At 68.3% G+C, this 23,265-nt stretch carries 22 protein-coding genes and 1 pseudogene; 10 read left to right on the top strand and 13 right to left on the bottom strand.

Translation table 11 applies throughout. From position 1 onward, the window contains the following. The 4 genes and pseudogenes from AAG816_RS13330 to AAG816_RS13315 all read right to left on the bottom strand — a co-directional run. Positions 1-215: pseudogene (locus AAG816_RS13330) on the bottom strand (multidrug ABC transporter ATP-binding protein); the annotation flags it as partial. Positions 216-387: 172 nt separating this feature from the next. Beyond that, positions 388-1,422 carry an alpha/beta hydrolase gene (locus tag AAG816_RS13325; protein WP_341990130.1) on the bottom strand — a complete coding sequence of 345 codons (1,035 nt, stop codon included), beginning with the start codon at positions 1,420-1,422 and terminating at the stop codon, positions 388-390. Between the two features lie 125 nt (positions 1,423-1,547). Continuing rightward, positions 1,548-2,921, bottom strand: coding sequence for an MmgE/PrpD family protein (locus AAG816_RS13320; protein WP_341990129.1), 1,374 nt, complete (start codon positions 2,919-2,921; stop codon positions 1,548-1,550). Continuing rightward, positions 2,911-3,747 (bottom strand): CoA ester lyase, encoded by an 837-nt coding sequence (locus AAG816_RS13315; RefSeq protein ID WP_341990128.1) that lies wholly within the window; start codon positions 3,745-3,747, stop codon positions 2,911-2,913. The genes AAG816_RS13320 and AAG816_RS13315 overlap by 11 nt, the downstream gene beginning before the upstream one ends. Before the next feature lie 218 nt (positions 3,748-3,965). Between AAG816_RS13315 and AAG816_RS13310 the strand changes: the two genes are divergently transcribed. From AAG816_RS13310 to AAG816_RS13265, 10 genes are all read left to right on the top strand, one after another. Next, positions 3,966-4,277, top strand: a complete 312-nt coding sequence (locus AAG816_RS13310; protein WP_341990127.1) for a hypothetical protein — start codon at positions 3,966-3,968, stop codon at positions 4,275-4,277. 181 nt (positions 4,278-4,458) lie between these two features. Continuing rightward, the gene (locus AAG816_RS13305; RefSeq protein ID WP_341990126.1) at positions 4,459-5,616 is read left to right on the top strand and encodes a CaiB/BaiF CoA-transferase family protein; all 1,158 of its coding nucleotides are present in this window, start codon (positions 4,459-4,461) and stop codon (positions 5,614-5,616) included. Then, a complete protein-coding gene (locus AAG816_RS13300) occupies positions 5,613-6,296 on the top strand; it encodes a class I SAM-dependent methyltransferase (RefSeq protein ID WP_341990125.1) in 684 nt (227 codons plus the stop codon). The genes AAG816_RS13305 and AAG816_RS13300 overlap by 4 nt, the downstream gene beginning before the upstream one ends. Positions 6,297-6,362: 66 nt before the next feature. Then, complete coding sequence (locus AAG816_RS13295; RefSeq protein WP_341990124.1) at positions 6,363-7,328, top strand: LysR substrate-binding domain-containing protein; 966 nt, start codon at positions 6,363-6,365, stop codon at positions 7,326-7,328. Between the two features lie 383 nt (positions 7,329-7,711). Beyond that, complete coding sequence (locus tag AAG816_RS13290; RefSeq protein ID WP_341990123.1) at positions 7,712-8,713, top strand: TRAP transporter substrate-binding protein; 1,002 nt, start codon at positions 7,712-7,714, stop codon at positions 8,711-8,713. Positions 8,714-8,930: 217 nt separating this feature from the next. Then, positions 8,931-9,554 carry a TRAP transporter small permease gene (locus AAG816_RS13285; RefSeq protein WP_341990133.1) on the top strand — a complete coding sequence of 208 codons (624 nt, stop codon included), beginning with the start codon at positions 8,931-8,933 and terminating at the stop codon, positions 9,552-9,554. Further along, entirely contained in the window at positions 9,551-10,873 is a 1,323-nt protein-coding gene (locus AAG816_RS13280; RefSeq protein ID WP_341990122.1) for a TRAP transporter large permease subunit, read from the top strand. Before AAG816_RS13285 ends, AAG816_RS13280 begins: the two co-directional genes overlap by 4 nt. 22 nt (positions 10,874-10,895) lie before the next feature. Then, the gene (locus tag AAG816_RS13275; RefSeq protein WP_341990121.1) at positions 10,896-12,413 is read left to right on the top strand and encodes a fumarate hydratase; all 1,518 of its coding nucleotides are present in this window, start codon (positions 10,896-10,898) and stop codon (positions 12,411-12,413) included. Between the two features lie 104 nt (positions 12,414-12,517). Beyond that, complete coding sequence (locus AAG816_RS13270; protein WP_341990120.1) at positions 12,518-13,696, top strand: acyl-CoA dehydrogenase family protein; 1,179 nt, start codon at positions 12,518-12,520, stop codon at positions 13,694-13,696. Positions 13,697-13,704: 8 nt separating this feature from the next. Then, positions 13,705-14,547 (top strand): MaoC family dehydratase N-terminal domain-containing protein, encoded by an 843-nt coding sequence (locus AAG816_RS13265; protein WP_341990119.1) that lies wholly within the window; start codon positions 13,705-13,707, stop codon positions 14,545-14,547. 8 nt (positions 14,548-14,555) lie between these two features. Here AAG816_RS13265 and AAG816_RS13260 read toward each other — a convergent pair whose 3' ends face one another. The 9 genes from AAG816_RS13260 to AAG816_RS13220 all read right to left on the bottom strand — a co-directional run bounded on the left by AAG816_RS13260 (position 14,556) and on the right by AAG816_RS13220 (position 23,212). Beyond that, on the bottom strand, positions 14,556-15,347 hold the full coding sequence (locus AAG816_RS13260) for an EAL domain-containing protein (protein ID WP_341990118.1): 792 nt from the start codon (positions 15,345-15,347) through the stop codon (positions 14,556-14,558). 131 nt (positions 15,348-15,478) lie between these two features. After that, the gene (locus AAG816_RS13255; RefSeq protein WP_341990117.1) at positions 15,479-16,234 is read right to left on the bottom strand and encodes a short-chain dehydrogenase/reductase; all 756 of its coding nucleotides are present in this window, start codon (positions 16,232-16,234) and stop codon (positions 15,479-15,481) included. A gap of 4 nt (positions 16,235-16,238) precedes the next feature. After that, positions 16,239-17,120, bottom strand: coding sequence for a polysaccharide deacetylase family protein (locus AAG816_RS13250; protein ID WP_341990116.1), 882 nt, complete (start codon positions 17,118-17,120; stop codon positions 16,239-16,241). Between the two features lie 12 nt (positions 17,121-17,132). Beyond that, positions 17,133-17,888 carry an ABC transporter ATP-binding protein gene (locus AAG816_RS13245; protein WP_341990115.1) on the bottom strand — a complete coding sequence of 252 codons (756 nt, stop codon included), beginning with the start codon at positions 17,886-17,888 and terminating at the stop codon, positions 17,133-17,135. A gap of 8 nt (positions 17,889-17,896) precedes the next feature. Then, positions 17,897-18,754, bottom strand: a complete 858-nt coding sequence (locus AAG816_RS13240; protein ID WP_341990114.1) for an ABC transporter permease — start codon at positions 18,752-18,754, stop codon at positions 17,897-17,899. Positions 18,755-18,866: 112 nt separating this feature from the next. Then, entirely contained in the window at positions 18,867-19,844 is a 978-nt protein-coding gene (locus AAG816_RS13235; RefSeq protein ID WP_341990113.1) for an ABC transporter substrate-binding protein, read from the bottom strand. 76 nt (positions 19,845-19,920) lie between these two features. Then, positions 19,921-20,709 (bottom strand): enoyl-CoA hydratase, encoded by a 789-nt coding sequence (locus tag AAG816_RS13230; RefSeq protein WP_341990112.1) that lies wholly within the window; start codon positions 20,707-20,709, stop codon positions 19,921-19,923. Then, positions 20,706-21,938 (bottom strand): CaiB/BaiF CoA-transferase family protein, encoded by a 1,233-nt coding sequence (locus AAG816_RS13225; protein WP_341990111.1) that lies wholly within the window; start codon positions 21,936-21,938, stop codon positions 20,706-20,708. Before AAG816_RS13225 ends, AAG816_RS13230 begins: the two co-directional genes overlap by 4 nt. Continuing rightward, complete coding sequence (locus AAG816_RS13220; protein WP_341990110.1) at positions 21,935-23,212, bottom strand: amidase; 1,278 nt, start codon at positions 23,210-23,212, stop codon at positions 21,935-21,937. The genes AAG816_RS13225 and AAG816_RS13220 overlap by 4 nt, the downstream gene beginning before the upstream one ends. Between the last annotated feature and the right edge of the window lie 53 nt (positions 23,213-23,265).

The following is a 23,265-nucleotide window of genomic DNA, read 5'->3' as shown; positions in this document are numbered from 1 at the left end:
AGCCCGGCATTGACCAGATAGACCCCCAGCAGGGCCGCGGCGGCGGCGGCGATCAGGCCCCAGTTCTGGGCGGGGAGCAGATCGTCCACGAACAGCTTCACCGCCATGGGGAAGCCCAGTTCCAAGAGGCCCGAGACCACCGCGCAGGTAAAATCCAGCAGGAACAGGCCTTTGTAGGGCCGGTAATAGGCGAAGAACGCACGCAGCAAGGGCATGGTTGATCCGTAAAGGTCAGGGGCGGCCGACGGGCGCCGGACAGGAGGGCGCCGGCGCGTCATTCCCCGATGTCCACGCCCTGATAGCCCCGCCACCGGACGGCAGCAACCGCGTGCCAGGTCTTGGACCAACCGTGACCAACCGCCCGCCCGGGCGTGCGAGGGGGGCGGCTCAGCGCGCCAGGGGCCAGGGGGCCGGCGTGGGAACGCCGCGCCGCAGCGCGCCCGACGGTGGGGAGAGGCCCGGGCCGGGATCCGGGCGGACCGACTGGTCCACTTCGTCGATGGCCGCCATGACGTCGTCGAGGGCGGTCTGGTGCACCATGTGGCCACCGCCGGGGATCACCCGCAGGCTGCTCTGCGGCAGGGTCTGGTGCAGGCGGATCGACTGGCTCTGGGGATCGATCAGCCGGTCGCCATCGCCCACCACAATGGCCACGGGCAGGGCCAGCCGCCCCAGCCGGCCTTCCAGCGCGGCGGCGCCGCTATTGAGCAGCGCCACCTCCTCGGTGGCGGCGCGCAATTGCGACGGCCGCAGCGCCAGTGCCTTGGGAAAGCGCGCGAATTGCGCCGGAACCGCATCGGGGCCGAACACGTCGTCCATGATCGGCGTCCACAGCAGGCGGGCCATCAGCGGCGTGAGGGTATAGCTGAACACATCCTCAAGGCCCGGCTGGGCGACCAGACGCACCATCCGGGCATCGAGCCGCGGGCTCTGGAAGAAATAGCCGGCCTCCAGCACCAGGCCCTGCACCAGGCGGGGATTGTCGAGGGCCAGCGTCACCGCCACCAGCGCCCCCCAGGAATGGCCGAGCACGATCGCCTGGGTGACACCCATCCGGGCGAGGGCCTCGCTGATGAGCCGGGCCTGCGCCGTCGGGGTCCATTCGACGCCGCGCGGGCGGGTGCTGTGGCCGAAGCCGGGGCGGTCGAAGGAAATGACCCGGAAGCTCTGGGCGGCCCGCTCCACCAGCCCGCTGAGCGCGAAGTCCTCCACCATGGCGCCGTTGCCGTGCAGCAGCACCAGAACGGGGCCTTCGCCCTCCTCGGTATAGTGCAGGTGGACGCCGTCCACGGTCAGGAACAGGCCCGTGGGCGGGTAGTCGCGTTCCGCCGCCTGGGCCAGATAGGCATGGGCCAGGGTCAACACCACCAAAACAGCAACGACGCACGCCGCGATGCGGCGGGCGCGGCGGAAACGGCTCATTCAAGCATCCGTTCACACATCATGTGGCCCCCACCGCGGGCCTTGTAGCGCATCGTGGCGTTCTGTGGCGGTCGCGGCCTGCGACCTTCCACCGCGTGGGCGGGGGCGTGTGTGCGCGGCAACGCTCAGGCCGGGCGGGCCAAGGTGCTGAACATGCCGATGGGCCGCGGCTGTGACAAGGCCAGCGTCGCGTCCGCCAAAGCCGCCGTGCCCGCGCCCAGCACCGGCTCCGTCAAGGTGGCGAACTTTCCTTCCAGCGCCGCGTCGGTGGGAAACAGATGCGGCTCGCCGGAGGGATCGGGGATCCGCCGCGCCACGATACCCGCCGGCGTGGTCAGGGTGAGCGTGGCCCCGAACGGATGGGCAAGGCCTTCCAGCGAGGCATCGGCCACCACGTCGATGCGGTCGGCCAGAGCGTCGAGGCCCGGCTCGCCCAGGCGCCGGTAGTCGTCCCAGCCGAAGCGGCCCTGGTCCAGGGCCACGGCGGCGGTGAAGGGCATGGAGAACTGCCCCTCCACCACCGTGCGCGCCCGCCGCTTGGCGGCCAGCGGCGCGCCGGTCAGCGTGATGCCGTTGGGGTGCAGGCCGATGGTGAGGGCGGTGATGTCGGCGGGCTGGAGGTGCATTTCCGCGCGCAGGGCCAGCAATCCATCCAGCGCCGCATGGGTGTAGCGGCAGCTGGGATAGGGCTTGAGCGCGATCTCCAGCGTCTCCCAGCCGGTGCCGAGATCGCGGATGGCGCGGGCGGGATCGGCGGCGCCGCTATAGCCCTGGAAGAAGCCGTGCGCGCCCTCCAGCGCCGCGACCGAGCCCTTGAAGCCTTCCGCCGCCAAGGTGGCGGCGATCAGCCCGTTCATGGCGGCCGCGCCCACTTGATAGCGCTTGGTCCAGGCGCCGCTGACCAGGAATTGCAGCGAGCCGGCGGCCTGGCTGCCGGCGATGCCGAAGGCAGACACCATCTTGTCCGCATCCAGCCCCAGCAGCAGGCCGGCGGCAGCGGCGGCGGCGAACACGCCGGTGGTGGCGGTGGGGTGGAAGCCGCGGGCGTAATGGGCGGTGGGGTCCACCGCCAGGCCCAGCCGGCAGCAGACCTCATAGCCGGCCACCACGGCGGTGAGGAAGGCGCGGGTGTCGGCGCCGGTCAGTTCGGCGGCAGCCAGCGCCGCCGGCACCACCGGGGCGCTGGGATGCAGCGAGGAGGCCGCATGGGTGTCGTCGAAATCCAGCGAATGGCCATAAACCCCATTCAGCAGCGCGGCGATGGGCGGGGCATAGCCGCGGGTGCTGCCCACCACGGTGGCGATGCCCGGCCCGTCGAGGCCGAGACGGGCAAGGGTGGCGCGCAGCGAGGGGCTGGATTCCGCCTCGGCACCGCCGCGGGCGATATTGCCGAGGAAGTCCAGCACCAGCCGCTCCGCGCGGGCCACCACGGCCGGCGGGAGATGCTCGAAGCGCAGGCCGACGACGAAGTCGGCGAGAATCCGGGTTTCATTGGCCATGGGACACCTCGTTCACGCTGTTCGCCCGCCGCAGGATGCTCTCGGCGCGGGCGCGCACCGGGGCATCGACCATGGCGCCATCCACCTGCAGCGCACCGGCCCCCGCCGCCATGGCCGCCAGGATGCGCCCCGCCCAGGCCACTTCGTCGGCGCTGGGGGCAAAACCCTGGAGCACCGGCGCCACCTGATTGGGATGGATGCACAATTTGCCGTTGAAGCCCAGTTGCGCGGCATAGGCCGCATCGTCCTGCGCCAGGGCCGCATCGGCGACGGCGGTGGTCACGCCGTCCACCGGCCCGGCAAGGCCGGCGAGGCGCGAGGCCAAGACCAGTTCGCTGCGGGCCATCAGCAGCGCCTCGCGGGTATGGGCGCTGCCCAGATCGGCGCAATAATCGATGGAGCCGAACGCCAGCCGCGCCACACCGTCAGTGGCGGCGAGCGCACGGGCATTGGCCAGTCCGAGCGCGCTCTCGATCAGCGCGATCACCGGCACGTCAGGCAGGTCGGCGCGCACGACCGCGATGTCCGCCGGCTGTTCCGCCTTGGGCAGCACGATGCCGGCCAGGCGCAAGGTGCGGGCGAGCGCGAGGTCGTCGGCCTGGAACGGAGTGGCGCGGGCATTGATGCGCAGCAACAGGCGGCCCTCAGCCGGCCAGCCGGCGGCGATCTTGGCCCGGGCGGCGGCTTTCTGGTCCTGCGCCACCGCGTCTTCCAGGTCCACGATCACGCCATCGGCGCCGGCGGCCAGCGCCTTGGCGAAGCGCTCCGGCCGGTCGCCGGGAACGAACAGGACGGCGAGGCGGTCGGTCAGCAGGAAGGCGCCCATGGAAAGTCCACCGGGAGGAAAGGGAATGGGCACAGTGCCGCCCGGCGCGCCGCAGGCAAATAAGGATTTGCGCGCGGGCCTATAGCAAAGCCGTCTAGCATCCATCGCCAGGCCGGTGGACGGCCGTGTCCGGGATGGCGCGGCCATCTTGGCGGGCGGGGTGGGCGGGGTTATGGCGTGGGGGATGGGCCGATGCGCCCGCCGCGTGAGGCCATCGCATGATCCGGATGGAAGCCGTCTGCCGGCGCCAGTTCAATGTCGCCGTGTTCGAGGCCATGGACGCCATCACCGGCCTCGGCGGCTGGATCAAGAACCAGCAGCTCTATTCCAACATGCTGGCGGCCATTGCGTTCGACCTGCCGGGCGATGCGGTCGGTGCGCTGGTGACGGCGCTGGCCGCAGTGGGGGTCATGGTCGAACCGGTGCCGGCGCAACCCGCTCCGCACGGGGGCGACGTGGCGGGATATCTCAGCATCAGTTTCCTGTCGGACGGTCCCGATGTGCACCGCCCCGTTCCGGCGGTGGGGTGAGCCTGCCGCCGCGCGCGCCGGCCTAGCTATCGCGAAACCCTATGGCACCTAGCGGACACTCATATTTGTGTTCTGACGGCGCCGGGGCAATCGTTCCCGCTGGCCGCCGTGTCCGTGGCGGCCCTGGTGCCACCGTCTGGGTCTTTCGGCCCCCGGTCCGTCCTCCAACCTTGCGGGTCCGATGCAGAACGATCTTGAAGGCCTCCTCGTGGTCTCGGTGGAACAGGCGGTGGCCGCGCCCTATTTGTCCAGCCGGCTGGCGGACGGGGGCGCCCGCGTCATCAAGGTGGAGCGGCCTGAGGGCGATTTCGCCCGCGGCTATGACCATCTGGTGCATGGGGAAAGCGCCTATTTCGTCTGGCTGAACCGGGGCAAGGAATCGGTCTGCCTGGATCTGAAAGCCCCGGACGATGTGGCGGTGCTCGCGGCCCTGGTGGCGCAGGCGGATATATTCATCCAGAATCTCGCCCCCGGCGTGATCGACCGGCTGGGCTTCGCCCCGGCGGATCTGCGGGCGGCAAACCCGCGCCTGATCACCTGCTCCATCTCCGGCTATGGCGACGAGGGGCCGTATCGCGACCTGAAGGCCTATGATCTGCTGGTGCAGGCGGAGACCGGCCTGTCCGCCATCACCGGCAACGAGCACGGCTCGGCCCGCGTGGGGGTCTCGGTCTGCGACATCGCCGCCGGCATGACCGCGTTCCAGGCGGTGCTGCAGGCCCTGTTCGCGCGCGAGCGCACCGGGCAGGGGCGGCACATCGCGGTCTCGCTCTACCATGCGCTCGCCGACTGGATGAACGTGCCCTATCTGCAATATGCCTATGGCGGCAAGGTGCCGGCCCGCGCCGGCCTCACCCATCCCACCATCGCCCCCTATGGCGCCTATGTCTGCGGCGACGGCAAGGCGGTGCTGCTGTCGATCCAGAACGAGCGCGAGTGGGGCATGTTCTGCGATCAGGTGCTGGGGCAGCCGGCCCTGGCCACCGATCCCCGCTTCACCGACAACAGCGCCCGCGTCGCCGCGCGCCCGGCCTTGAATGGCGAGATCGATGCGGTGTTCGGCACCCTGAGCCGCGATCAAGTGGTGGCGCGGCTGGAGGCGGCGCGCATCGCCTATGGCCGCGTCTCCACCCTGGAGGATGTGGCCCAGCATCCGCAGAACCGCTATGTGACGGTGGAGACCCCCACCGGCCCGGTGCGCCTGCTGGCGCCCGGGGCGCTGGTGGATCATACCTTGCCGGTCTTCGGGCCCGTGCCGGGGTTGGGGCAACATTCGCAGGCGGTGCGGGCAGAATTTGCTTCCGCGCTGGCCGCCAAGATCGAAGGGAACGGCGCATGAGCCGGGAGACGCGGACCAGCCTGTCGGTGATGGAAGAGTGGATCGGGCCGTTCGCGGGCCGGCGCATTCTCGATGTGGGCTGCGGCCATGGCGCGCTGGCCCGCGCCTTGGCCAAGCGCGGGGCGGTGGTGACCGGCATCGATCCCCAGGACGAGGCGGTGGCGGCGGCGCAGCTGGCGGTGCCCGATGCCAGCTTCACCCGCGCGTCCGCCGAAGCCCTGCCTTATCCCGACGGGGCGTTCGACGCGGTGGTGATCCACAATGCCCTGCATCATGTGCCCGAGGCGCTGATGGCGGGGGCGTTGCGGGAGGCGGCGCGGGTGAGCGCCGGGCCGGTGCTGGTGGTGGAGCCGCTGGCGGAAGGCTCGTTCTTCGACGCCATGCGTCCGGTGGAGGACGAGACCGAGATCCGGGCACAGGCGCAGGCGGCCATCGCGGCCGCTCTGGCGTCGGGGCAGCTGGCCTGCCTGAACGAGGTGGAGTTTGACGACCGCCGCGTGTTCTCCACGCCGGCCGCCTTCCTCGCCAAGGTGGTGGAAGTGGACCCCACTCGCGCGCCGGTGGCCGAGCGGGAAAAGGACACCGTCGCCGCCATCATGGCCCGCGTGGGCGAGGCGACCGACGGCGGCACCGCGCTGCGTCAGCCGCATCGGGTGCATCTGTTGGCGCGGCCCGCCTGAACCGCGCCATAAGGTTTGCACGTCGTGTTGCGAGGGGGCTATAGGTTTGGCATCTGACCCTCAGGGATGATGCCGACCGTGGACCTGCGCCAGCTTCGCTATTTCGTGGCCATTGCCGAGTGCGGGTCATTCTCCAAGGCGGCGCAGCGGCTGCACATCGCGCAGCCGGCGCTCAGCCAGCATGTGCGCAACATGGAGATCGACCTCGGGGTCGAACTGCTGTTCCGCTCGCCCCAAGGGGTGCGGCCGACCGAGGCCGGCGAGACCCTGCTGCGCCATGCGCGGGTGATGCTGGGGCAGATGGAGGTCGCCCGCGAGGCGGTGCGCGGCCAGCATACGGAGCCGGAAGGCGAGGTGCGCTTCGGCCTGCCGGGCACCATCAGCCAGATGCTGTGCGTGCCGCTGATCACCGAGGCGCGGCGGCGCTATCCCAAGGTCAAGCTGCGGGTGGCCGAGGCCATGAGCGGCTTCGTGCTGGACTGGCTGCGGGAAGGCAAGATCGACCTCGGCGTGCTCTATCGCACCGTCACCGACAAGGGCTTGGAGGCGCGCCGCGTGCTCTGCGAGGATCTGTGCCTGCTGGGGCCGGTGGCGCCCATGGGCCATCCTCACCCCCCGGACGGGCCGCTGCCGTTCGCGGCGGTGGCGGGGCTGACGCTGATCCTCCCCAGTCCCGGCCATGGCCTGCGCGATCTGATCGAGGAGCGGGCCGCCGCCGAGGCGGTGCGGCTGACCACGGTGATCGATCTCGACACCTATGGCCAGATCAAGCTGCTGGTGGAGGGCGGCCTGGGCTATGCCATCCTGCCGGCGGCGGCGGTGCAGGGGGAACTGGAAGCGGGACGGCTGAAGACCTGGCCTTTGGGCACTCCGGTGCTCACCCGCGATTTGCATGTGGTGCGCCCCAGCGACCGGCCCTTGTCCAATGCGGTGCGGGCGATCGAGGAATTGGCCCACACCACGTTGATCGGACTGGTGCGCGACGGGGTCTGGCGCGCGACGCTGGTGGACGACGGGGACGCGAGGCGCTGATCGTCAGCGGAAGGGGCGGCTACTGCCCGTCCGGCACTGGGCATCTGCCCTAGCGTCAGTTTCCGGTGCAGCCGCGGGGCATAACTTTCCCTTATGCTCACCAACATGAAATCGTCTTTGGCTCTGCCCCGGTCGCTCTCCAAGATGTGAACGGCGGTCGTTGCGGGATGATGAGTCCCTCCGCGCCGCGGCGTCCCGGTCCCATGGGCGGGGAGGTAACAACGCTATTTTCCCATGGCCCATTGGCTGCCATGGTGTGCCAAGAGCCCGCGTAGACGAGCCCACGTAGAGACGAGCCCACGCAGAGGGGCCGCAAGACGACCCCGGGGCGCCCCGCGCCGACAGAGGGTCGATCACCACAAGACCGCTTCGGGAGAGACGCCATGCACAAGACCCTTTTCGGCGCATTGCTCGCCGCCGCGACCCTGTTGAGCGGCCCCGCCGCCCAGGCGCAGCAGATCGTCATCAAGTTCAGCCACGTGGTGGCGCCCGATACGCCCAAGGGCAAGGGCGCCGAAAAGTTCAAGGAACTGGCCGAGAAATACACCGCCGGCAAGGTCAAGGTGGAGATCTACCCCAACTCCCAGCTCTACAAGGACAAGGAGGAGGTGGAGGCGCTCCAGCTCGGGGCGGTGCAGATGCTGGCGCCCTCGCTGGCCAAGTTCGGCCCCATGGGCGCACGCGCGTTCGAGGTGTTCGACCTGCCTTACATCTTCCCCAACAAGGAAGTGCTGCAGAAGGTCACCCAGGGCGCGGTGGGCAAGAAACTGTTCGAGCAGCTGGAGTCCAAGGGCATCAAGGGGCTGGCCTATTGGGACAATGGCTTCAAGATCATGAGCGCCAACACGCCCATCGCCAAGCCGGCGGATTTCCAGGGCCTGAAGATGCGCATCCAGTCGTCCAAGGTGCTGGAAGCGCAATTCCGCGCGCTGGGGGCGCTGCCGCAGGTGATGGCCTTCTCGGAAGTCTATCAGGCCATGCAGACCGGGGTGGTGGACGGCTCCGAGAACACGCCCTCCAACATGTATACCCAGAAGCACTATGAAGTGCAGAAGTATGCTCTGGTCACCAACCACGGCTATATCGGCTATGCGGTGATCGTGAACAAGCCGTTCTGGGACGGCCTGCCGGCGGATGTGCGCACGCAATTGGACAAGGCCATGGCGGAAGCCACCGTCTATGCCAATTCCATCTCGCAGTCGGAGAATGACGACGCCCTCGCCGAGATGAAGAAGTCCGGCCGCATTGATATCCGCGTCCCCACCGCCGCCGAGACCGCCGCCTTCCGCAAGGCGCTGGAGCCGGTCTATGGCGAGATGTCCGGCCGCATCGGCAAGGACACCATCGACATGGTGCTGAAGGAAACCAAGCCCACCGGCCTCTGAGCGGACGGGGCCGGCATGCCGGCCCCGCTTTGCATCCGGCGCCAACGGCGCCGGCCATCGGGATATCTCCACGGGACATGACGCGCCGGCCGCCGGGAGCTTCTCCGCGGCGGCGCACGGCTTCAGGCCGAAGGGACGGGGAATGGAAGAGCCGCTGCACAAGCTCTATGTGATGCTTGCGTTCACTGCCGTCGTCTTCGTCGTCTACATGGCGGCGATGATCCGCGCCAACGGCGCGCGCACGGCACTGACCCATCTTCTGGATCATCTGGAAGAAACGCTGATCTCGGTGCTGATCGGCGCCGCCACGGTGCTCATTTTCGTCGCCGTGGTGCAGCGCTACGCCTCCGGCGTTCGGGTGCTCTATCCCTATGTGTCCGGCATCAATCTGGGCTGGGCCCAGGAAGCCTGCATCCTGATGTTCGTGTGGATGGCCAAGATCGGCGCCGCTTATGGCGTGCGCACCGGCATCCATGTGGGCGTGGACGTGCTGGTGAACCGGCTGAAGGACCGCCCGCGCAAGGCCCTGATCCTGTTCGGCCTGCTGTGCGGGGCGCTGTTCACCGCGGTGGTGGGCTCGTTCGGGCTGAAGTTCGTGCTGGCCCGCTACGGCTTCGGCGACACCACGCCGGAAATGGAAATGCCGTCCTGGATCGCCTATCTCGCCATCCCCATCGGCTCCTATCTCATGTGCTTCCGCTTCCTTCAGGTGGCGTTCTGGTTCTGGCGCACCGGGCATCTGCCGGTGCATGACCACGGCCATGTGGATGGCCTCGACGAGACCCCGGCCCTCAGCGCCATCGCCGACAGCGACCTGTTTCCGAAGGAGCCCCGTCGATGAGCGCGCTGATCATCTTCGGCCTGTTCGTGGTCCTGATGGCCACGGGCATGCCGATCTCCATCGCGCTCGGCATGACGGTGCTGAGTTTCGTGTTCACCATGACCAATATCCCGGTGGATATTGTCGCCCAGAAGCTGTTCACCGGCATCGAGAAGTTCGAGATCATGGCGATCCCGTTCTTCATTCTCGCCGGCAATTTCCTCACCCATGGCGGGGTGGCGCGACGGCTGATCAAATTCGCCACCTCGCTTATCGGCCACTGGCACGGCGGGCTGGGACTGGCCGGCGTGCTGGCCTGCGCCCTGTTCGCAGCGGTGTCCGGTTCCTCGCCCGCCACCGTGGTCGCCATCGGCTCCATCATCCTGCCGGCCATGCAGGCGCAGGGCTTTCCGCCCAAGTTCGGCGCCGGCGTCGTTACCACCTCCGGGGCGCTGGGCATCCTCATTCCGCCGTCCATCGTGATGGTGATGTATGCGGTGGCCACCACCGGCATGCAGATGACCGGACCTTCGGGCGAACGCGTCAGCTCCGCCTCCATCGGCCAATTGTTCATCGCCGGCATCGTGCCCGGCCTGATGCTGGCCTTCCTCCTGGGCCTCACCACCTGGTACCGGGCCTGGAAGTACGGCTATCCGCGCCTCGCCAAGGCCAATTGGCTGGAGCGCTGGGCGGCGTTCAAGGATTCCATCTGGGGCCTGCTGCTGATCGTCATCGTGATGGGCGGCATCTATGCCGGCATGTTCACGCCCACCGAGGCCGCGGCGGTGGCGGCGGTCTATGCCTTCATCATTGCGGTGTTCATCTACAAGGACATGGGGCTGAAGGACGTGCCCAAGGTGCTGCTGTCCAGCGCCAACATGTCGGCCATGCTGCTCTACATCATATCCAACGCGGCGCTGTTCTCGTTCCTGATGACCAATGAGAACATCCCGCAGGCCATGACCCAGTGGATCGTGGACCTGGGCCTCGGCACCATCGGCTTCCTGCTGCTGGTCAATCTGCTGCTGCTGATGGCGGGCAATGTGATGGAGCCGTCCTCCATCGTCCTCATCATGGCGCCGATCCTGACCCCGGTGGCGGTGCGCCTCGGCATCGATCCGCTGCACTTCGGCATCATGATCGTGGTCAACATGGAAGTGGGCATGTGCCACCCGCCGGTGGGGCTCAATCTCTATGTCGCCTCGGGCATCACCAAGATGGGCATCAGCGAATTGACCGTGGCGGTCATGCCCTGGCTGCTGGCCATGCTCGTGTTCCTGGGCATCATCACCTACATTCCGGCGGTCTCGCTGTTCCTGCCGCGTCTCCTGGGCATGTGAGCGGGACCGGCAGGAGGACGACATGCGGCCAGCGGTGGTGATTGCGGAAGAGGATGTGATCGCCAGCGTCGCCGACGCCTTGCAGTACATCTCCTATTTCCACCCGGCGGACTATATCGTCCACCTCACCCGGGCCTATGAGCGGGAGGCTTCCCCCGCCGCCAAGGATGCCATCGGCCAGATCCTGGTGAATTCGCGCATGGCGGCGCTGGGCCACCGGCCCATCTGCCAGGACACCGGGCTGGTGGTGGCGTTCGTCAAGGTGGGCATGGAGGTGCGCTTCGATACCGAGCGCTCGCTCAATGCGCTGATCAACGAGGGCGTGCGCCGGGCCTATCTGCACGCGGACAATCCGCTGCGCGCCTCCATGGTGGAGGACCCGCTGTTCTCGCGCCGCAACACCCGCGACAACGCCCCCGCCGTGGTGCATGTGGAGCTGGTGCCGGGGCGCACGGTGGAGATCACCGTGGCGGCCAAGGGCGGCGGCTCGGAGAACAAGGCCCGCTTCGCCACCCTCAATCCGTCCGCCTCGGTGGTGGACTGGGTGCTGAAGACGGTGCCGGAACTGGGCGCCGGCTGGTGCCCGCCGGGGATGATCGGCCTCGGCATCGGCGGCAGCGCCGAAAAGGCTATGCTGCTGGCGAAAGAATCCCTGCTGGCCCCCATCGACATGAGCGACCTTCAGGCGCGCGGCCCCGCCTCCCAGGAGGAGGAGATGCGGCTGGAACTCTATGACAAGATCAATGCGCTGGGCATCGGCGCGCAGGGGTTGGGCGGGCTCACCACCGTGGTGGATGTGAAGATCGCCACCTTCCCCTCCCACGCCGCCTCCAAGCCGGTGGCGCTGATCCCGCAATGCGCCGCCAACCGCCATGCCCATGTGGTCCTGGACGGCTCCGGCCCGGTGCGGCTCGATCCGCCGGACCTGTCGCTCTGGCCGCAGATCGTGCTCGAGCAGACCGGCGCCAACACCCGGCGGGTCAATCTCGATACGCTTACCCGCGCCGAGGTCGCCACCTGGCAGCCGGGCGAGAAGCTGCTGCTCACGGGGCGCATGCTCACCGGCCGCGATGCCGCCCATCAGCGCATGGCCGAGCTGTTGCGCGCCGGACAGCCGCTGCCGGTGAGCCTGAAGGATCGGGTGATCTATTATGTCGGTCCGGTGCAGGCGGTGCGGGAGGAGGCGGTCGGCCCCGCCGGCCCCACCACCGCCACCCGCATGGATGGCTATGTGGAGGAGATCCTCGCCGCCACCGGCCTGCTGGCCATGATCGGCAAGGGCGAGCGCGGGCCTGAGGCGGTGGCGGCCATCGCCCGCCACCAGGCGGCCTCGCTGATCGCGGTGGGCGGGGCGGCCTATCTGGTGTCCAAGGCCATCAAGAGCGCCACCGTGCTGGCGTTCGCGGATCTGGGCATGGAGGCGATTCACGAATTCGTGGTGGAGGATATGCCGGTGACGGTGGCGGTGGATGCCACCGGCCGCTCGGTACATTTGACCGGGCCTGCGCTCTGGCGCCGCGCGGCGGCGGCGCCGGCCTGAGGGCAAAGCTTTCGCCGATGGAGGCGATCACAAATATCACTTTCCCCGATGGCAGGAACCGTTGTTAGACCGAGGCAACACGGTTTGCGTTACGGAGTCCCCCAATGAGCCAGCCCAGCGAGCACGAGAGCGTCGACCAGTCCTATGCGGACATTCGCGATGCGGTGCGCAAGCTCTGCGCGCAATTCCCCGGCGAATATTGGCGCAAGCTGGATCGCGAGCAGGCCTATCCCTCCGCCTTCGTGGATGCGCTGACTCAGTCCGGCTTCCTCGCGGCGCTGATCCCGGAAAGCTATGGCGGCGCCGGCCTGCCTTTGTCCGCCGCCGCAGCGATCCTGGAGGAGGTGCAGCGCGCCGGCTGCAATGGCGGCGCCTGTCACGCCCAGATGTACATCATGGGCGCGCTGCTTCGGCATGGCAGTGATGAGCAGAAGAATACCTATCTGCCCAAGATCGCCTCCGGCGAATTGCGGCTCCAGGCGTTCGGCGTCACCGAGCCCACCTCGGGCACCGACACCACCTCGCTGAAGACCTTCGCCGAGAAGAAGGGCGACCATTATGTGGTCAACGGTCAGAAGGTGTGGACCTCCCGCGCCGAATACTCCGATTTGATGCTGCTGCTGGCCCGCACCACGCCCAAAGACCAGGTGAAGAAGCGCACCGATGGGCTCTCGGTGTTCATCGTCGATATGCGCGAGGCCAAGAAGGACGGCCTCACCATCCGCCCGATCCGGGCGATGATGAACCATTCCACCACGGAAGTGTTCTTCGACAATGTGAAGGTGCCCGCCGAAAACCTCATCGGCGAGGAGGGCAAGGGCTTCCGCTACATCCTCTCCGGCATGAATGCGGAGCGCATCCTCATCGCCTCCGAATGCGTGGGCGATGCCAAGTGGTTCATCGAGAAGGCCACGGCCTATGCCAAGGAGCGGGTGGTGTTCGGCCGGCCCATCGGCCAGAACCAGGGCATCCAGTTCCCCATCGCCAAGGCCTATGCGCAGATGCGGGCGGCCGAATTGATGGTGCATCGGGCGGCCGCGCTGTTCGAGCAGGGCAAGGATTGCGGCGAGGATGCCAACATGGCCAAGATGCTGGCGGCGGATGCCTCCTGGGCGGCGGCGGAAGCCTGCGTCCAGACCCATGGCGGCTTCGCCTTCGCCGAGGAATATGACGTGGAGCGCAAGTTCCGCGAGACCCGCCTCTATCAGGTGGCGCCCATCTCCACCAATCTCATCCTCAGCTACATCGCCGAGCACGTGCTCGGCATGCCGCGCTCCTATTGAGGCGAGCCATGTCCGTCACCCTGGATATTGACCATCTGCGCAGCTGGATCGGCCGCACCGAGACGGTCCATGACCTCATCACCCCCCGCAGCCTGCGCGAATTGCGGGTGACGCTGGATCGCCCCGCCGGCGCCCCCGTGGCGGGGGAGGAGACAACCCTGACCGCCCATTGGTGCCTCGCCCCGCCGGCGGTGCCCCTGGAGGGGCTGGGTCCCGATGGCCATCCCGCGCGCGGCGGCTTCCTGCCCCCGGTGCCGCTGCCGCGGCGCATGTGGGCGGGCGGCAAGCTGGAATGGCTGGACGCGCTGCGGGTGGGCGATGACGTGGCCCGCGCCTCGCGCATCGCCGATGTGGTGGTGAAGGAAGGCCGCACCGGCACCTTGTGCTTCGTCACCGTGGACCATGAGATCTCCACCGCGCGGGGCCTGGCGATCCGCGAGCGGCAGGACATCGTCTATCGCGGCACCGATGCGCCCGCCGGCGGTTCGGGCACGGCGGCCCCGCCGCGTACGGCCAGCTGGCAGGAGAGCGTCGAGGCCTCGCCGGTGCTGCTGTTCCGCTATTCCGCCATCACCTTCAACGGCCATCGCATCCATTACGACCGCACCTATTGCATCGAGGAGGAGGGCTATCCCGGCCTGATCGTGCATGGCCCGTTGCAGGCCACCTTGCTGGCGGAATTTGCCGGCCGCCTGCTGGGCCGCAGCCCGAAGACGTTCGCCTTCCGCAGCGTGCGGCCGATCTTCGATGGCCCGCCGCTGACACTCAATGCGGTGAAGACGGACGCCGGCCTCGACCTGTGGACCGCCGACCACGAAGGCCGCCCCTGCATGCTGGCGGAGGCCGCATAGGGGCGCCGTCAGGCGTTCAGTGTGAGGCGCGGCAAGGCGCCGATCTGGGGGTGGCCGAAGTAGAAGCCCTGGAACAGGTCGACGCCGGCCGCGCTCAGGGTGCGGCATTCGCCTTCGGTTTCCACGCCCTCGGCGATCACCCGGATGTCGAGCTCTCCCGCCAGCGCCAGGACGGCGCCAACGATGGCGCGGCGGCGCGGGTCCGTATCGATCCCGCGCACCAGGCCGATGTCGATCTTCAGCAGGTCCGGATGCAGCCCGGCCAGCCGCACCAGACCGGAATAGCCGGAGCCGAAATCGTCCAGCGCCGTCACCATGCCCATCTGGCGATAGCGGGCGATGATATTGGCCACATGGCCGATGTCCGCGAACCGCTCGGTCTCGGTGAATTCGAACATCAATTGATCGGCGCGCAGCCCGGCGCGCCCCGCCGCCGCCAGCGAGGCCTTGATGCAGGCGGCAGGCTCGTAGACCGCATTGGGCATGAAATTGATGGAGAGCTTGGTGACGGCATCCAGCCCCAGGGCGCCGGCGATCTCGATGGCCCGCACCCGGCAGGCCTGGTCGAACTGATACACCGTCTCCTCGGTCACCTGCGCCAATACCGAGGCGGCGCCTTCGCCGGCCTCGCCGCGCACCAGGGCTTCATAGCCCCATATGGTCGGCGACAGGCCGGACGTGAGCGAGACGATCGGCTGGAACGCCATGGTGAAAGCGGGGATATCGCCGGTGGTCTTGCATCCCTGGCACACGGCCGGGGGCGTATCTCCATTCAGCCCCTGCGCTGCCGTTCCCGCCATAGCCCGTTCCTCGTTGGCTCGCACATGCTGGTCAAGGAGGAGTATCGCAGCTCAATCTGGAGCCACGCTTGCGCAGCAACGCCCAGGAAAGCAACGACTGATGGGGTGACGGGTTCCCGAGGGGCCGGGCCTCAGCGCGAGCCGCTGCCGCCGTCGATGTCCAGCACCGTGCCGCTCACATAGCCGCAGGCGGGCGAGGCGAGGAAAGCTGTGGTGCGGGCCACTTCGTCCGGCTCGCCGAAACGGCCGAACGGGGCGCTGGCGGCGGCCTCATCGGCGGTCTTGCCAGAGGCTTCCACCAGCCGCACGATGCGATCGGTGCGGGTGGCGCCGGGGTTGATGCCGAACACCCGCACCCCGAAGTCCGGTGATTTGCCGCCCACCGCCTGGGTGAAGGCCATCAGCGCCGCATTGCCGGTGGCGCCGCACACATAGCCATAGCGCGGGTTGCGCCCGGCATTGCCGATGATGTTGACGATGGTGCCGGCGCCCGTGTCCTTCATGGCGCCGAGATAGAGCCGGGTGAGGTGGATATAGCCCATCACTTTGAGCGCCCACGCCTCTTCCCATTGCGCCATGGAGAGGTCCAGCAGCCCGCCGGGGGGGATGGCGCCGGCGTTATTGATCAGGATGTCCACGGCGCCGGCTTCCGCGAACAGGCGCTCGCGCTCGGCACTCTGGGACAGGTCGCCGGCCCAGATGGCGACGGAATTGGCGGTGGCGCCGGCGCCGGACAGCTCCGCCGCCGTGGCGGCGAGCCGGCCGGCGTCGCGGGCGGCCAGCAGGACGGTGGCGCCCTCGTCCAGAAACGCCTTGGCGCAGGCAGCGCCGATGCCCTTGGAGGCGCCGGTGATCAGCACGCGGCGACCGTTCAATGCCAGATCCATGGTCTCAGGCCTCGGGTGGGGATGCGGTGGTGAACCAGTCGCACAACTGGCTGCCGGTGACGAAGCCGACGCTGTCGCTGGCAGCGAGCGTATCCACCATGGCCACCAGTTCGTGGAAGCGGTGGGGCACGGCAATCAGATGCGGATGCAGGCCGATGGCCAGCACGCGCGGCGCGGTGGCGCTCTCCTGCTCGAACAGGGCCAGCGTGTGCTTCAGGCGCTTTTCCATCTCGCCGGTGGCGTGGCGCTCCACGGCGTAGATGATGGAATCGTTGATTTCCAGATTGTAGGGCATGGCCACCAGCGGGCCGTGGGCGGTGGTCATCCAGGAGGGGACGTCGTCCACCACCCAGTCGCAGACATAATCGAGGCCTTGCGCCTTCAGCAGGTCCGGGGTGCGCTCGCTCTCCCGCAGGCCGGGCGAGAGCCAGCCGCGCGGGCGGGTGCCGGTGAAGGCGGTGATCTTGTCCAGCGCGGCCGCGATCATGTCGGCTTCCGCATCGCCGTCGCTGTTCTGGATCGCCTTCTGGTGCAGGCCGTGGCCGATGAATTCCCAGCCGGCCGACAGCATGGCCTCGGCGGCTTGGGGATAGGCATCCACCACCCCGGCATTGAAGCTGGTGGAGGCGGGCAGGCCGCGGCTCTTGAACAAATCGAGGATGCGCGGCATCCCGGCGCGCATGCCGTAATCCGCCCAGGAGAAGTTCGGCACGTCGGGAATGGAGCCCTGCCCATGGGGCGGGGTGATGATGGTGCGGGGCATGGCGCGGTCGAACTGCCAATGCTCCACATTCACCACCAGATGCACCAGGACGCGCTTGCCATTCAGCGGCGGCAGCGGGGCGCGGGAGGTGGAAAAGCGATAGGGAATGCGCGGGTTGGCCATCAGGCGTCCTCTTCAGTGCACGCCGCGCATCTCGGCCATGATCTCGGCCTTGAAGCGCACGAAATCGGGCGAGAGCAGATCGTCGATGGAGCGCGGGCGCGGCAAGGTGATGGGAATGTCCCGCACGATCCGGCCCGGGCGGGCGGTCATGATGCACACCCGGTCCGCCAGCAGGATGGCCTCGTCGATGTCGTGGGTGACGAACATCACCGTGGTCTTGAACCGCTGCCACACATCCAGCAGCAATTGCTGCATGGACAGGCGGGTCTGCGCGTCCAGCGCGCCGAACGGCTCATCCATCAGCAGGGCCTTGGGCTGCATCACCAGAGCGCGGGCGATGCCCACCCTCTGGCGCATGCCGCCGGAGAGCTGCACCGGCAGCGACTTGTGGAACGCCTCCAGTCCCACCACCCGCAGGATCTCGATGGCGCGCGGCTCATAGTCCGCCCGCGGCACGCCCTGCACCTGCGGCCCGAAGATCACGTTTTGCCAGACGTTCAGCCATGGCAGCAGCGCTGCCTCCTGGAACACCACGCCGCGGTCGGGGCCGGGGCGGCGCACGCTCTTGCCGTCGAACGAGATGGCGCCGGCGCTCTGCCCCTCGAAGCCGGCGAGGATGTTGAGCAAGGTGGACTTGCCGCAGCCCGAGGGCCCCAGCAGGGCCATGAACTCGCCCTCGGCCAGTTGCACGTCCACATTGTCCAGGGCGCGCACCCCTTGGGTGCCGCCGAACACTTTGCAGACGCCGGTCATGGAAACGGTGCCCATGGCGTGCCTCACGTATTGAAGGATTGCAGGCGCCGCCAGCGGAGCACCCAATGCTCCACGCGCACGATGAGGAAATCGGAGAGGTAGCCCAGCAGGCCGATGGAGATCATGTCGGCGATGACGATGTCCATGCGCCCCACATAATAGGCATCCCACAGCACGTAGCCGAGGCCGGACTTCACCGCGACCATCTCGGACACGATCACCGCCGTCCAGGCGATGCCGAGCCCGATGCGCAGGCCGGTGAAGATGGAGGGCAGGGCTGCCGGCAGCACCACCCGGCGCAGCACGGTGAAGGGAGAGGAGCCCATCATCAGCGCGGCGCGGATCCAGTTCTTCTCCACGTCGCGGGTGCCGTGGGTGGTGTTGATGACGATGGGATAGAAGGCGCCGATGGTGATCAGGAAGATCGAGCCGAAATCGGAAATGCCGAACACCGCGATGGAGATGGGCAACCAGGCGGTGATGGGCACCGGGCGCAGCCACTGCACGGTGGGATCCACCACCATGGCGAACAGGCGCGACCAGCCGATGGCGATGCCCAGAGGCACGCCGATGAGAATAGCCAGCGCAAAGCCCTTGGCGACGCGGATGGTGGAGAACATCACGCTCTCGGCCCAGGTGCCGGAATAGGGATTGAGCCCCATGCCGGGGGTGCCGAAGGCCCATTTGGTCCAGGCGGTCCACACCCGGTCCGGGGTCGGCAGGGCGCCGCCGAACAGGCCGCCATTGGTGCCCGCCCACTGCCACAGGGCCACCAGCAGGATGGGCAGGATGAGCGAGGCCAGAAGCGCGCCGATACGCGGCAGGGTCCGCCCGCCGGCGAAGCGGCGACGCGGGCGCGCGTCTGAGGTGATCGAGGACATGGGCCGCTCCGCGGGGGCTGGCGTCAGCTGAAGACAAAAAAGGGAGACAGGGCGGCGCCGGATGGCTCCGGCGCCGCCGGGATCGCAGGTCTCAGGCCTCAGGCCTCAGGGCTCAGGGCTTCATCGCCTTGGCGAGATAGGTCGCGTTCCAGCTGTCGTCGATCTGGCCGGACACGTCCTTGGGAATGACGCCGAGGTCGAAGAACGCCTTGGCCTGCCGCTTCAACTGATCGGGCGTCACCACGGGGCCGAGCTTGATGATCTGGGCAATGCGCAGGGAGATTTCCGGCGCCAGGCCGGTGAGTTGCTGGATCGCCCGGGCAAAGGCCGAGGGCGAGGCTTCCAGGATCTTCATCTCCTGCACATAAGCGGTGACGAAGGCCTGTACGGCGGCATCCTTGCCGGCGATCATGGTCTTGTTCGCGGCCAGCATGCCCAGTTCGGCGCCTGCCGCCTTGGAGGTGCTGTAGTCGAGATTTTCGGCGAAGAAGCCATAGCCCTTCATGACCGGGATGGATTCAAACGGCTCCCAGGTGACGATGGCGTCCACTTCGCCCTTCTCCAGCGCCTGGTCGAAATTGGCGCCGCCGCCCTGGATGTTGATGGCCTGGAACGAATTGTAGGGAATGCCCTTCTCGATCAAGGTCGCCGCGAACTGGAACCACACCGCCGAGCCCGGCGCGATGGCGATCTTCTTGCCCTTGACGTCTTCCCAGGTGTCGAACTTCACGCCGGTGCGGCCGATGACGTATTTCGCCGAGGCGCCCACGCCCATGATGCCCACGAGGCTATTGGAGCCGTTGGCCAGCGAGATCGGAATATCGGCCGGACCCACGGTGGCAATGTCCAGGGAGCCGGCCTGGAGCGCGGTGCGGGCGTCCGCATAGCGGGCGAATTCCACCAGCTTCAGCTCGATGCCCTGGCTCTTCAGCTTGTCGGCAATGAGGATGATGGGCGCCAGATGCGCCACCTTCGCATAGCCGACGGTCAGGGTGACCGGCGCGGCGGCGGTCTGCGCGAACGCTCCCAGGGGAGCGACGGTGGCGGCAAGGAGGCCGGACAGGCCGGCAAGTACGGTACGACGCTGCATGTGGTCTGGTCCTCTGGAGTGTTTTTATGTGTGGACGGGACGTGTGAACCGCTGAAACAACCGCTGAAACAAAGCCTCAGACACCGCGAAACTGCGGTGTCCGTTTCTCCTTGAAGGCCGCCTGGCCTTCCTTGTAGTCGGCACTGCCGAAGCAGGCGGCCACCATTTGAGCCACGGTGGCGGTGTCGCGCGCCGCCTCAAGCTTCGCCAGTTCCACCAAGGCAGCCTTGGCGGCCATGAGCGTCAGCGGGGCATTGGCCGCCACGGCGTCCAGATAGGCGCCGCTCTCATCGGCGAAGGCGTCATCGCTCCACACCTTGGCCACGACGCCCAGGCGTTCCGCCTCGGCCGCGTCCAGGATGCGGGCGGAGATCAGGATGTCGGCGGTGGCGTCCGGCCCCAGTTTGCGCGCTAGCAGCGATACCCCTTCGAAGCCATAGCCGAGCCCCAGGCGGGCGGCGGGCACGCGGAAGCGGGCGTCGGCGCGGGCGAGGCGGATGTCGCAGGCCAGCGCCAGCCCGAAGCCGCCGCCGAAGCAGATGCCGCGGATCACCGCGATGGTGGGCTTGCCCGCCTGCGCCAGCGCGGACATGCCCTCGGCAACCGCCCGATCATAGGCGGCCACCGCGTCCGGGTCCGAACGTTGGGCGCCGAATTGCGAGATGTCGGCACCGGCACAGAACGCCTTCTCGCCGTCGCCTTCCAGCACGATGGCGCGCACGGCGGGGTCCGCCACCGCCTGCGCCACCAGACCCGGCAGGGCCTGCCACATATGGAACGCCATGGCGTTCATCTTGGCCGGCTGCGAGATGGTGATGCGGGCCAGCGCGCCGCTCACCGCATAGAGCAGTCCCGGGTCGCTCATATCACGCCCTCCGCCCGCAAGGCGGCGATTTCGGCGCTGTCGAACCCCACATCGGCGAGGATGGCATCGCAATCGGCGCCCTTGTCCGCCAGCGGCGCCACCACAGCGGCGGGGGTGCGCGACAGGCCGATGGGCTGGCCCACCAGCGTCACCTCACCGCGTCGGGGATGGGGCACGCTCTGCGCCACGTTCAGATGCGCCACCTGCGGGTCGGCGAACACCTCGTCCATGCGATAGATGGGGCCGGCGGGCACCCCCACCGCTTCCAGCCGCTCCAGCCAGGAGGCCGAGGTGTCGGCGGCGAAGATCGGGGTGAGCAGCGCCCATACGTCCGCCCGATGGGCGAGGCGCTGGGGCTGGGTGGCATAGTCCGGGTGATGCGCTAGGTCTGAGCGCTGGATGGCGGTGCACAGGTCGCGCCACTGGCCATCCCCGCCCACCGCCAGATTGATGAAGCCGTCGGCGGTCTCCACCACGCCCATGGGGGTGGAGTAGGGGTGGTCATTGCCGTTCTGCGGCGGCACTTCGCCTTCGATCAGATAACGGGCGGCCTGGAAATCGCACAAAGCGATCTGGGACTGGAGCAGCGAGGTCTGCACCCACTGGCCCAGGCCGGAGACATCGCGCTCGCGCAGGGCCACCAGGATGCCGGTGGCGGCATAGAGGCCGGCGGTGGAATCCGCCACCGCCGCACCCGCCCGCACCGGCCCCTGGCCGGGAATGCCGGTGATCCACATCAGCCCGCCCATGCCCTGGGCGATCTGGTCGAAACCAGCGCGCTTGGCATAGGGGCCGTCCTGGCCGAAGCCGGAAATGGAGGCCAGGATGATGCGCGGATTGCGCGCCTTGAGCGCCTCATAATCAATGCCGAGGCGGGTCTTCACGTCGGGCCGGTAGTTCTCGACCACCACGTCGGCGGTCTCCACCAGCTTGAGGAACACCGCCAGCCCCTCCTTGCGCTTCAGATTGAGCGTCAGCGAGCGCTTGTTGCGGTGGAGGTTCAGCATGTCATAGCCGTCGCGGGCGCCCGACATGGTCTCGTTGGGATCGATGCCGTCCGGGGCCTCGATCTTGATCACGTCGGCGCCGAAATCCGCGAAGATGCGGCAGCAGGTCGGCCCGGCGCGCACTCGCGTCAGGTCGAGAATGCGCAGATTGGTCAGCGCCACGGAGGGCGCGGCGGCAGGCGACGCCGGTGCGGCATCCTGGGCGGTGGCGGGACGGCTCACGCGATACTCTCCTTGAAACTCGAAGCGGGGCGCGCCCGATGCCAGTCGGTGCCGGCCTGGATGGTGCCGGCCAGGGCGATCAGCGCCCGGTCGCTGCCGCGCGGGCCGACCAGTTGGGCGCCCACCGGCATGGCGTTGCTGTCGGTGCCGATGGGCAAAGTCACCACCGGCAGGCCAAGGCCATTGGCAAAGCGGGTGAAGGCGGACAGGCGATAGAGCGTGCGGCCGGAAAAGCCGGGAATGGCGGGGTCACAGGCGGCAATTGTCGGGGTGATGCAGGGCATGGCCGGCAGCAGGATGGCGTCGTGCACCGCAAACAGGGCATCCGCCAGAGGTTGGGCATCGGCCAGCGTCGTGCGCAGGCTGTTCAGCTGCTCATCGGCCATGGCGCGCCCCTTGGCGAGGCGGGTGGCGAACAAAGGGTCGTCCCAGGCGGCGGCGATGCCGGCCAGGGCGCGGGCGCTTTCGCCCAGCAGCAGCTCCAGCACCGCGCCGTCGGTGGCCTGGATCAGCGGGGCGAGCGCGGTTTCGCTCAGGTCGACGCCCATGTCCTCCAGCGCCTCGTGCGCGGCACAGAAGGTGCGGAAGATGTCGGCATCGCAATCCTCCAGCAGGTCCAGCGCCACGCCGATGCGGTCGCCGGCCAACTGGGGCAGGGGGGCGAAGATCGCCGCCGCCACATCCAGCCATGCGGCGTCGCGGCCGAGGAAGCCGATGGTGTCGAGGGTGGGCGCCAGCGCCAGGGTGCCGGTGTCCGGCACCAGGCCGCGGGTGGGCTTCCAGGAGGAGACGCCGCAGCAATGGGCGGGAATGCGCAGGGAGCCGGCGGTGTCGGAGCCCAGCGCCAGCGGCACCGCGCCGAGCGCCACCGCCACCGCCGAGCCGGACGAGGAGCCGCCGCAGATGCGCTCGGGATTCCACGGGTTCAGCGGACGGCCCTGCCAGCGGTTGGCGCCGGAGGGATCGAACGCCAGCGGCGTCATCCGGGTGTAAGCGACGAGCCGCCCGCCGGCCGCTTCCAGATGCCGGACCACGGGCGCGGTGGCGAGCGGCGGCGGGAGAGGCGGGTGGTCGAGGCCATAGGTGGGGGCGTGGTCGGCCACATCCACCATGTCCTTCATGGCGAAGGGGAAGGTCCCGTCCGCCGCCGGCGGCGGAAAGCCGACGAAGGCATGGCTGGCACCTGCCGCGCGACAGGCCGCTTGCGCGGCGGCGACCGGCCATGGGCCGCCTGCCTCCTGCCCGCTTGCTGCATCTGCCCGCGAAATGCTCATGCCTGTTTCTCCACCAGAGGAGACTAAGGCTGAATCGTGAGTTCGTGGAATTA

Origin of the sequence: Azorhizobium sp. AG788 (genome assembly GCF_943371865.1) — a bacterium.
Lineage (GTDB): Bacteria > Pseudomonadota > Alphaproteobacteria > Rhizobiales > Xanthobacteraceae > Azorhizobium.
This window is presented reverse-complemented; position numbering and strand designations above follow the sequence as displayed.

What these genes read in the sequence shown, in the direction of transcription:
- AAG816_RS13255 (WP_341990117.1), bottom strand. Translation starts at nt 16,234, where the DNA reads ATGGATCTGGCATTGAACGGTCGCCGCGTGCTGATCACCGGCGCCTCC.
- AAG816_RS13250 (WP_341990116.1), bottom strand. Translation starts at nt 17,120, where the DNA reads ATGGCCAACCCGCGCATTCCCTATCGCTTTTCCACCTCCCGCGCCCCG.
- AAG816_RS13235 (WP_341990113.1), bottom strand. Translation starts at nt 19,844, where the DNA reads ATGCAGCGTCGTACCGTACTTGCCGGCCTGTCCGGCCTCCTTGCCGCC.
- AAG816_RS13295 (WP_341990124.1), top strand. Translation starts at nt 6,363, where the DNA reads ATGATGCCGACCGTGGACCTGCGCCAGCTTCGCTATTTCGTGGCCATT.
- AAG816_RS13245 (WP_341990115.1), bottom strand. Translation starts at nt 17,888, where the DNA reads ATGGGCACCGTTTCCATGACCGGCGTCTGCAAAGTGTTCGGCGGCACC.
- AAG816_RS13285 (WP_341990133.1), top strand. Translation starts at nt 8,931, where the DNA reads ATGATCCGCGCCAACGGCGCGCGCACGGCACTGACCCATCTTCTGGAT.
- AAG816_RS13275 (WP_341990121.1), top strand. Translation starts at nt 10,896, where the DNA reads ATGCGGCCAGCGGTGGTGATTGCGGAAGAGGATGTGATCGCCAGCGTC.
- AAG816_RS13240 (WP_341990114.1), bottom strand. Translation starts at nt 18,754, where the DNA reads ATGTCCTCGATCACCTCAGACGCGCGCCCGCGTCGCCGCTTCGCCGGC.
- AAG816_RS13280 (WP_341990122.1), top strand. Translation starts at nt 9,551, where the DNA reads ATGAGCGCGCTGATCATCTTCGGCCTGTTCGTGGTCCTGATGGCCACG.
- AAG816_RS13270 (WP_341990120.1), top strand. Translation starts at nt 12,518, where the DNA reads ATGAGCCAGCCCAGCGAGCACGAGAGCGTCGACCAGTCCTATGCGGAC.
- AAG816_RS13265 (WP_341990119.1), top strand. Translation starts at nt 13,705, where the DNA reads ATGTCCGTCACCCTGGATATTGACCATCTGCGCAGCTGGATCGGCCGC.
- AAG816_RS13310 (WP_341990127.1), top strand. Translation starts at nt 3,966, where the DNA reads ATGATCCGGATGGAAGCCGTCTGCCGGCGCCAGTTCAATGTCGCCGTG.
- AAG816_RS13220 (WP_341990110.1), bottom strand. Translation starts at nt 23,212, where the DNA reads ATGAGCATTTCGCGGGCAGATGCAGCAAGCGGGCAGGAGGCAGGCGGC.
- AAG816_RS13315 (WP_341990128.1), bottom strand. Translation starts at nt 3,747, where the DNA reads ATGGGCGCCTTCCTGCTGACCGACCGCCTCGCCGTCCTGTTCGTTCCC.
- AAG816_RS13230 (WP_341990112.1), bottom strand. Translation starts at nt 20,709, where the DNA reads ATGAGCGACCCGGGACTGCTCTATGCGGTGAGCGGCGCGCTGGCCCGC.
- AAG816_RS13325 (WP_341990130.1), bottom strand. Translation starts at nt 1,422, where the DNA reads ATGAGCCGTTTCCGCCGCGCCCGCCGCATCGCGGCGTGCGTCGTTGCT.
- AAG816_RS13290 (WP_341990123.1), top strand. Translation starts at nt 7,712, where the DNA reads ATGCACAAGACCCTTTTCGGCGCATTGCTCGCCGCCGCGACCCTGTTG.
- AAG816_RS13320 (WP_341990129.1), bottom strand. Translation starts at nt 2,921, where the DNA reads ATGGCCAATGAAACCCGGATTCTCGCCGACTTCGTCGTCGGCCTGCGC.
- AAG816_RS13300 (WP_341990125.1), top strand. Translation starts at nt 5,613, where the DNA reads ATGAGCCGGGAGACGCGGACCAGCCTGTCGGTGATGGAAGAGTGGATC.
- AAG816_RS13305 (WP_341990126.1), top strand. Translation starts at nt 4,459, where the DNA reads ATGCAGAACGATCTTGAAGGCCTCCTCGTGGTCTCGGTGGAACAGGCG.
- AAG816_RS13260 (WP_341990118.1), bottom strand. Translation starts at nt 15,347, where the DNA reads ATGGCGGGAACGGCAGCGCAGGGGCTGAATGGAGATACGCCCCCGGCC.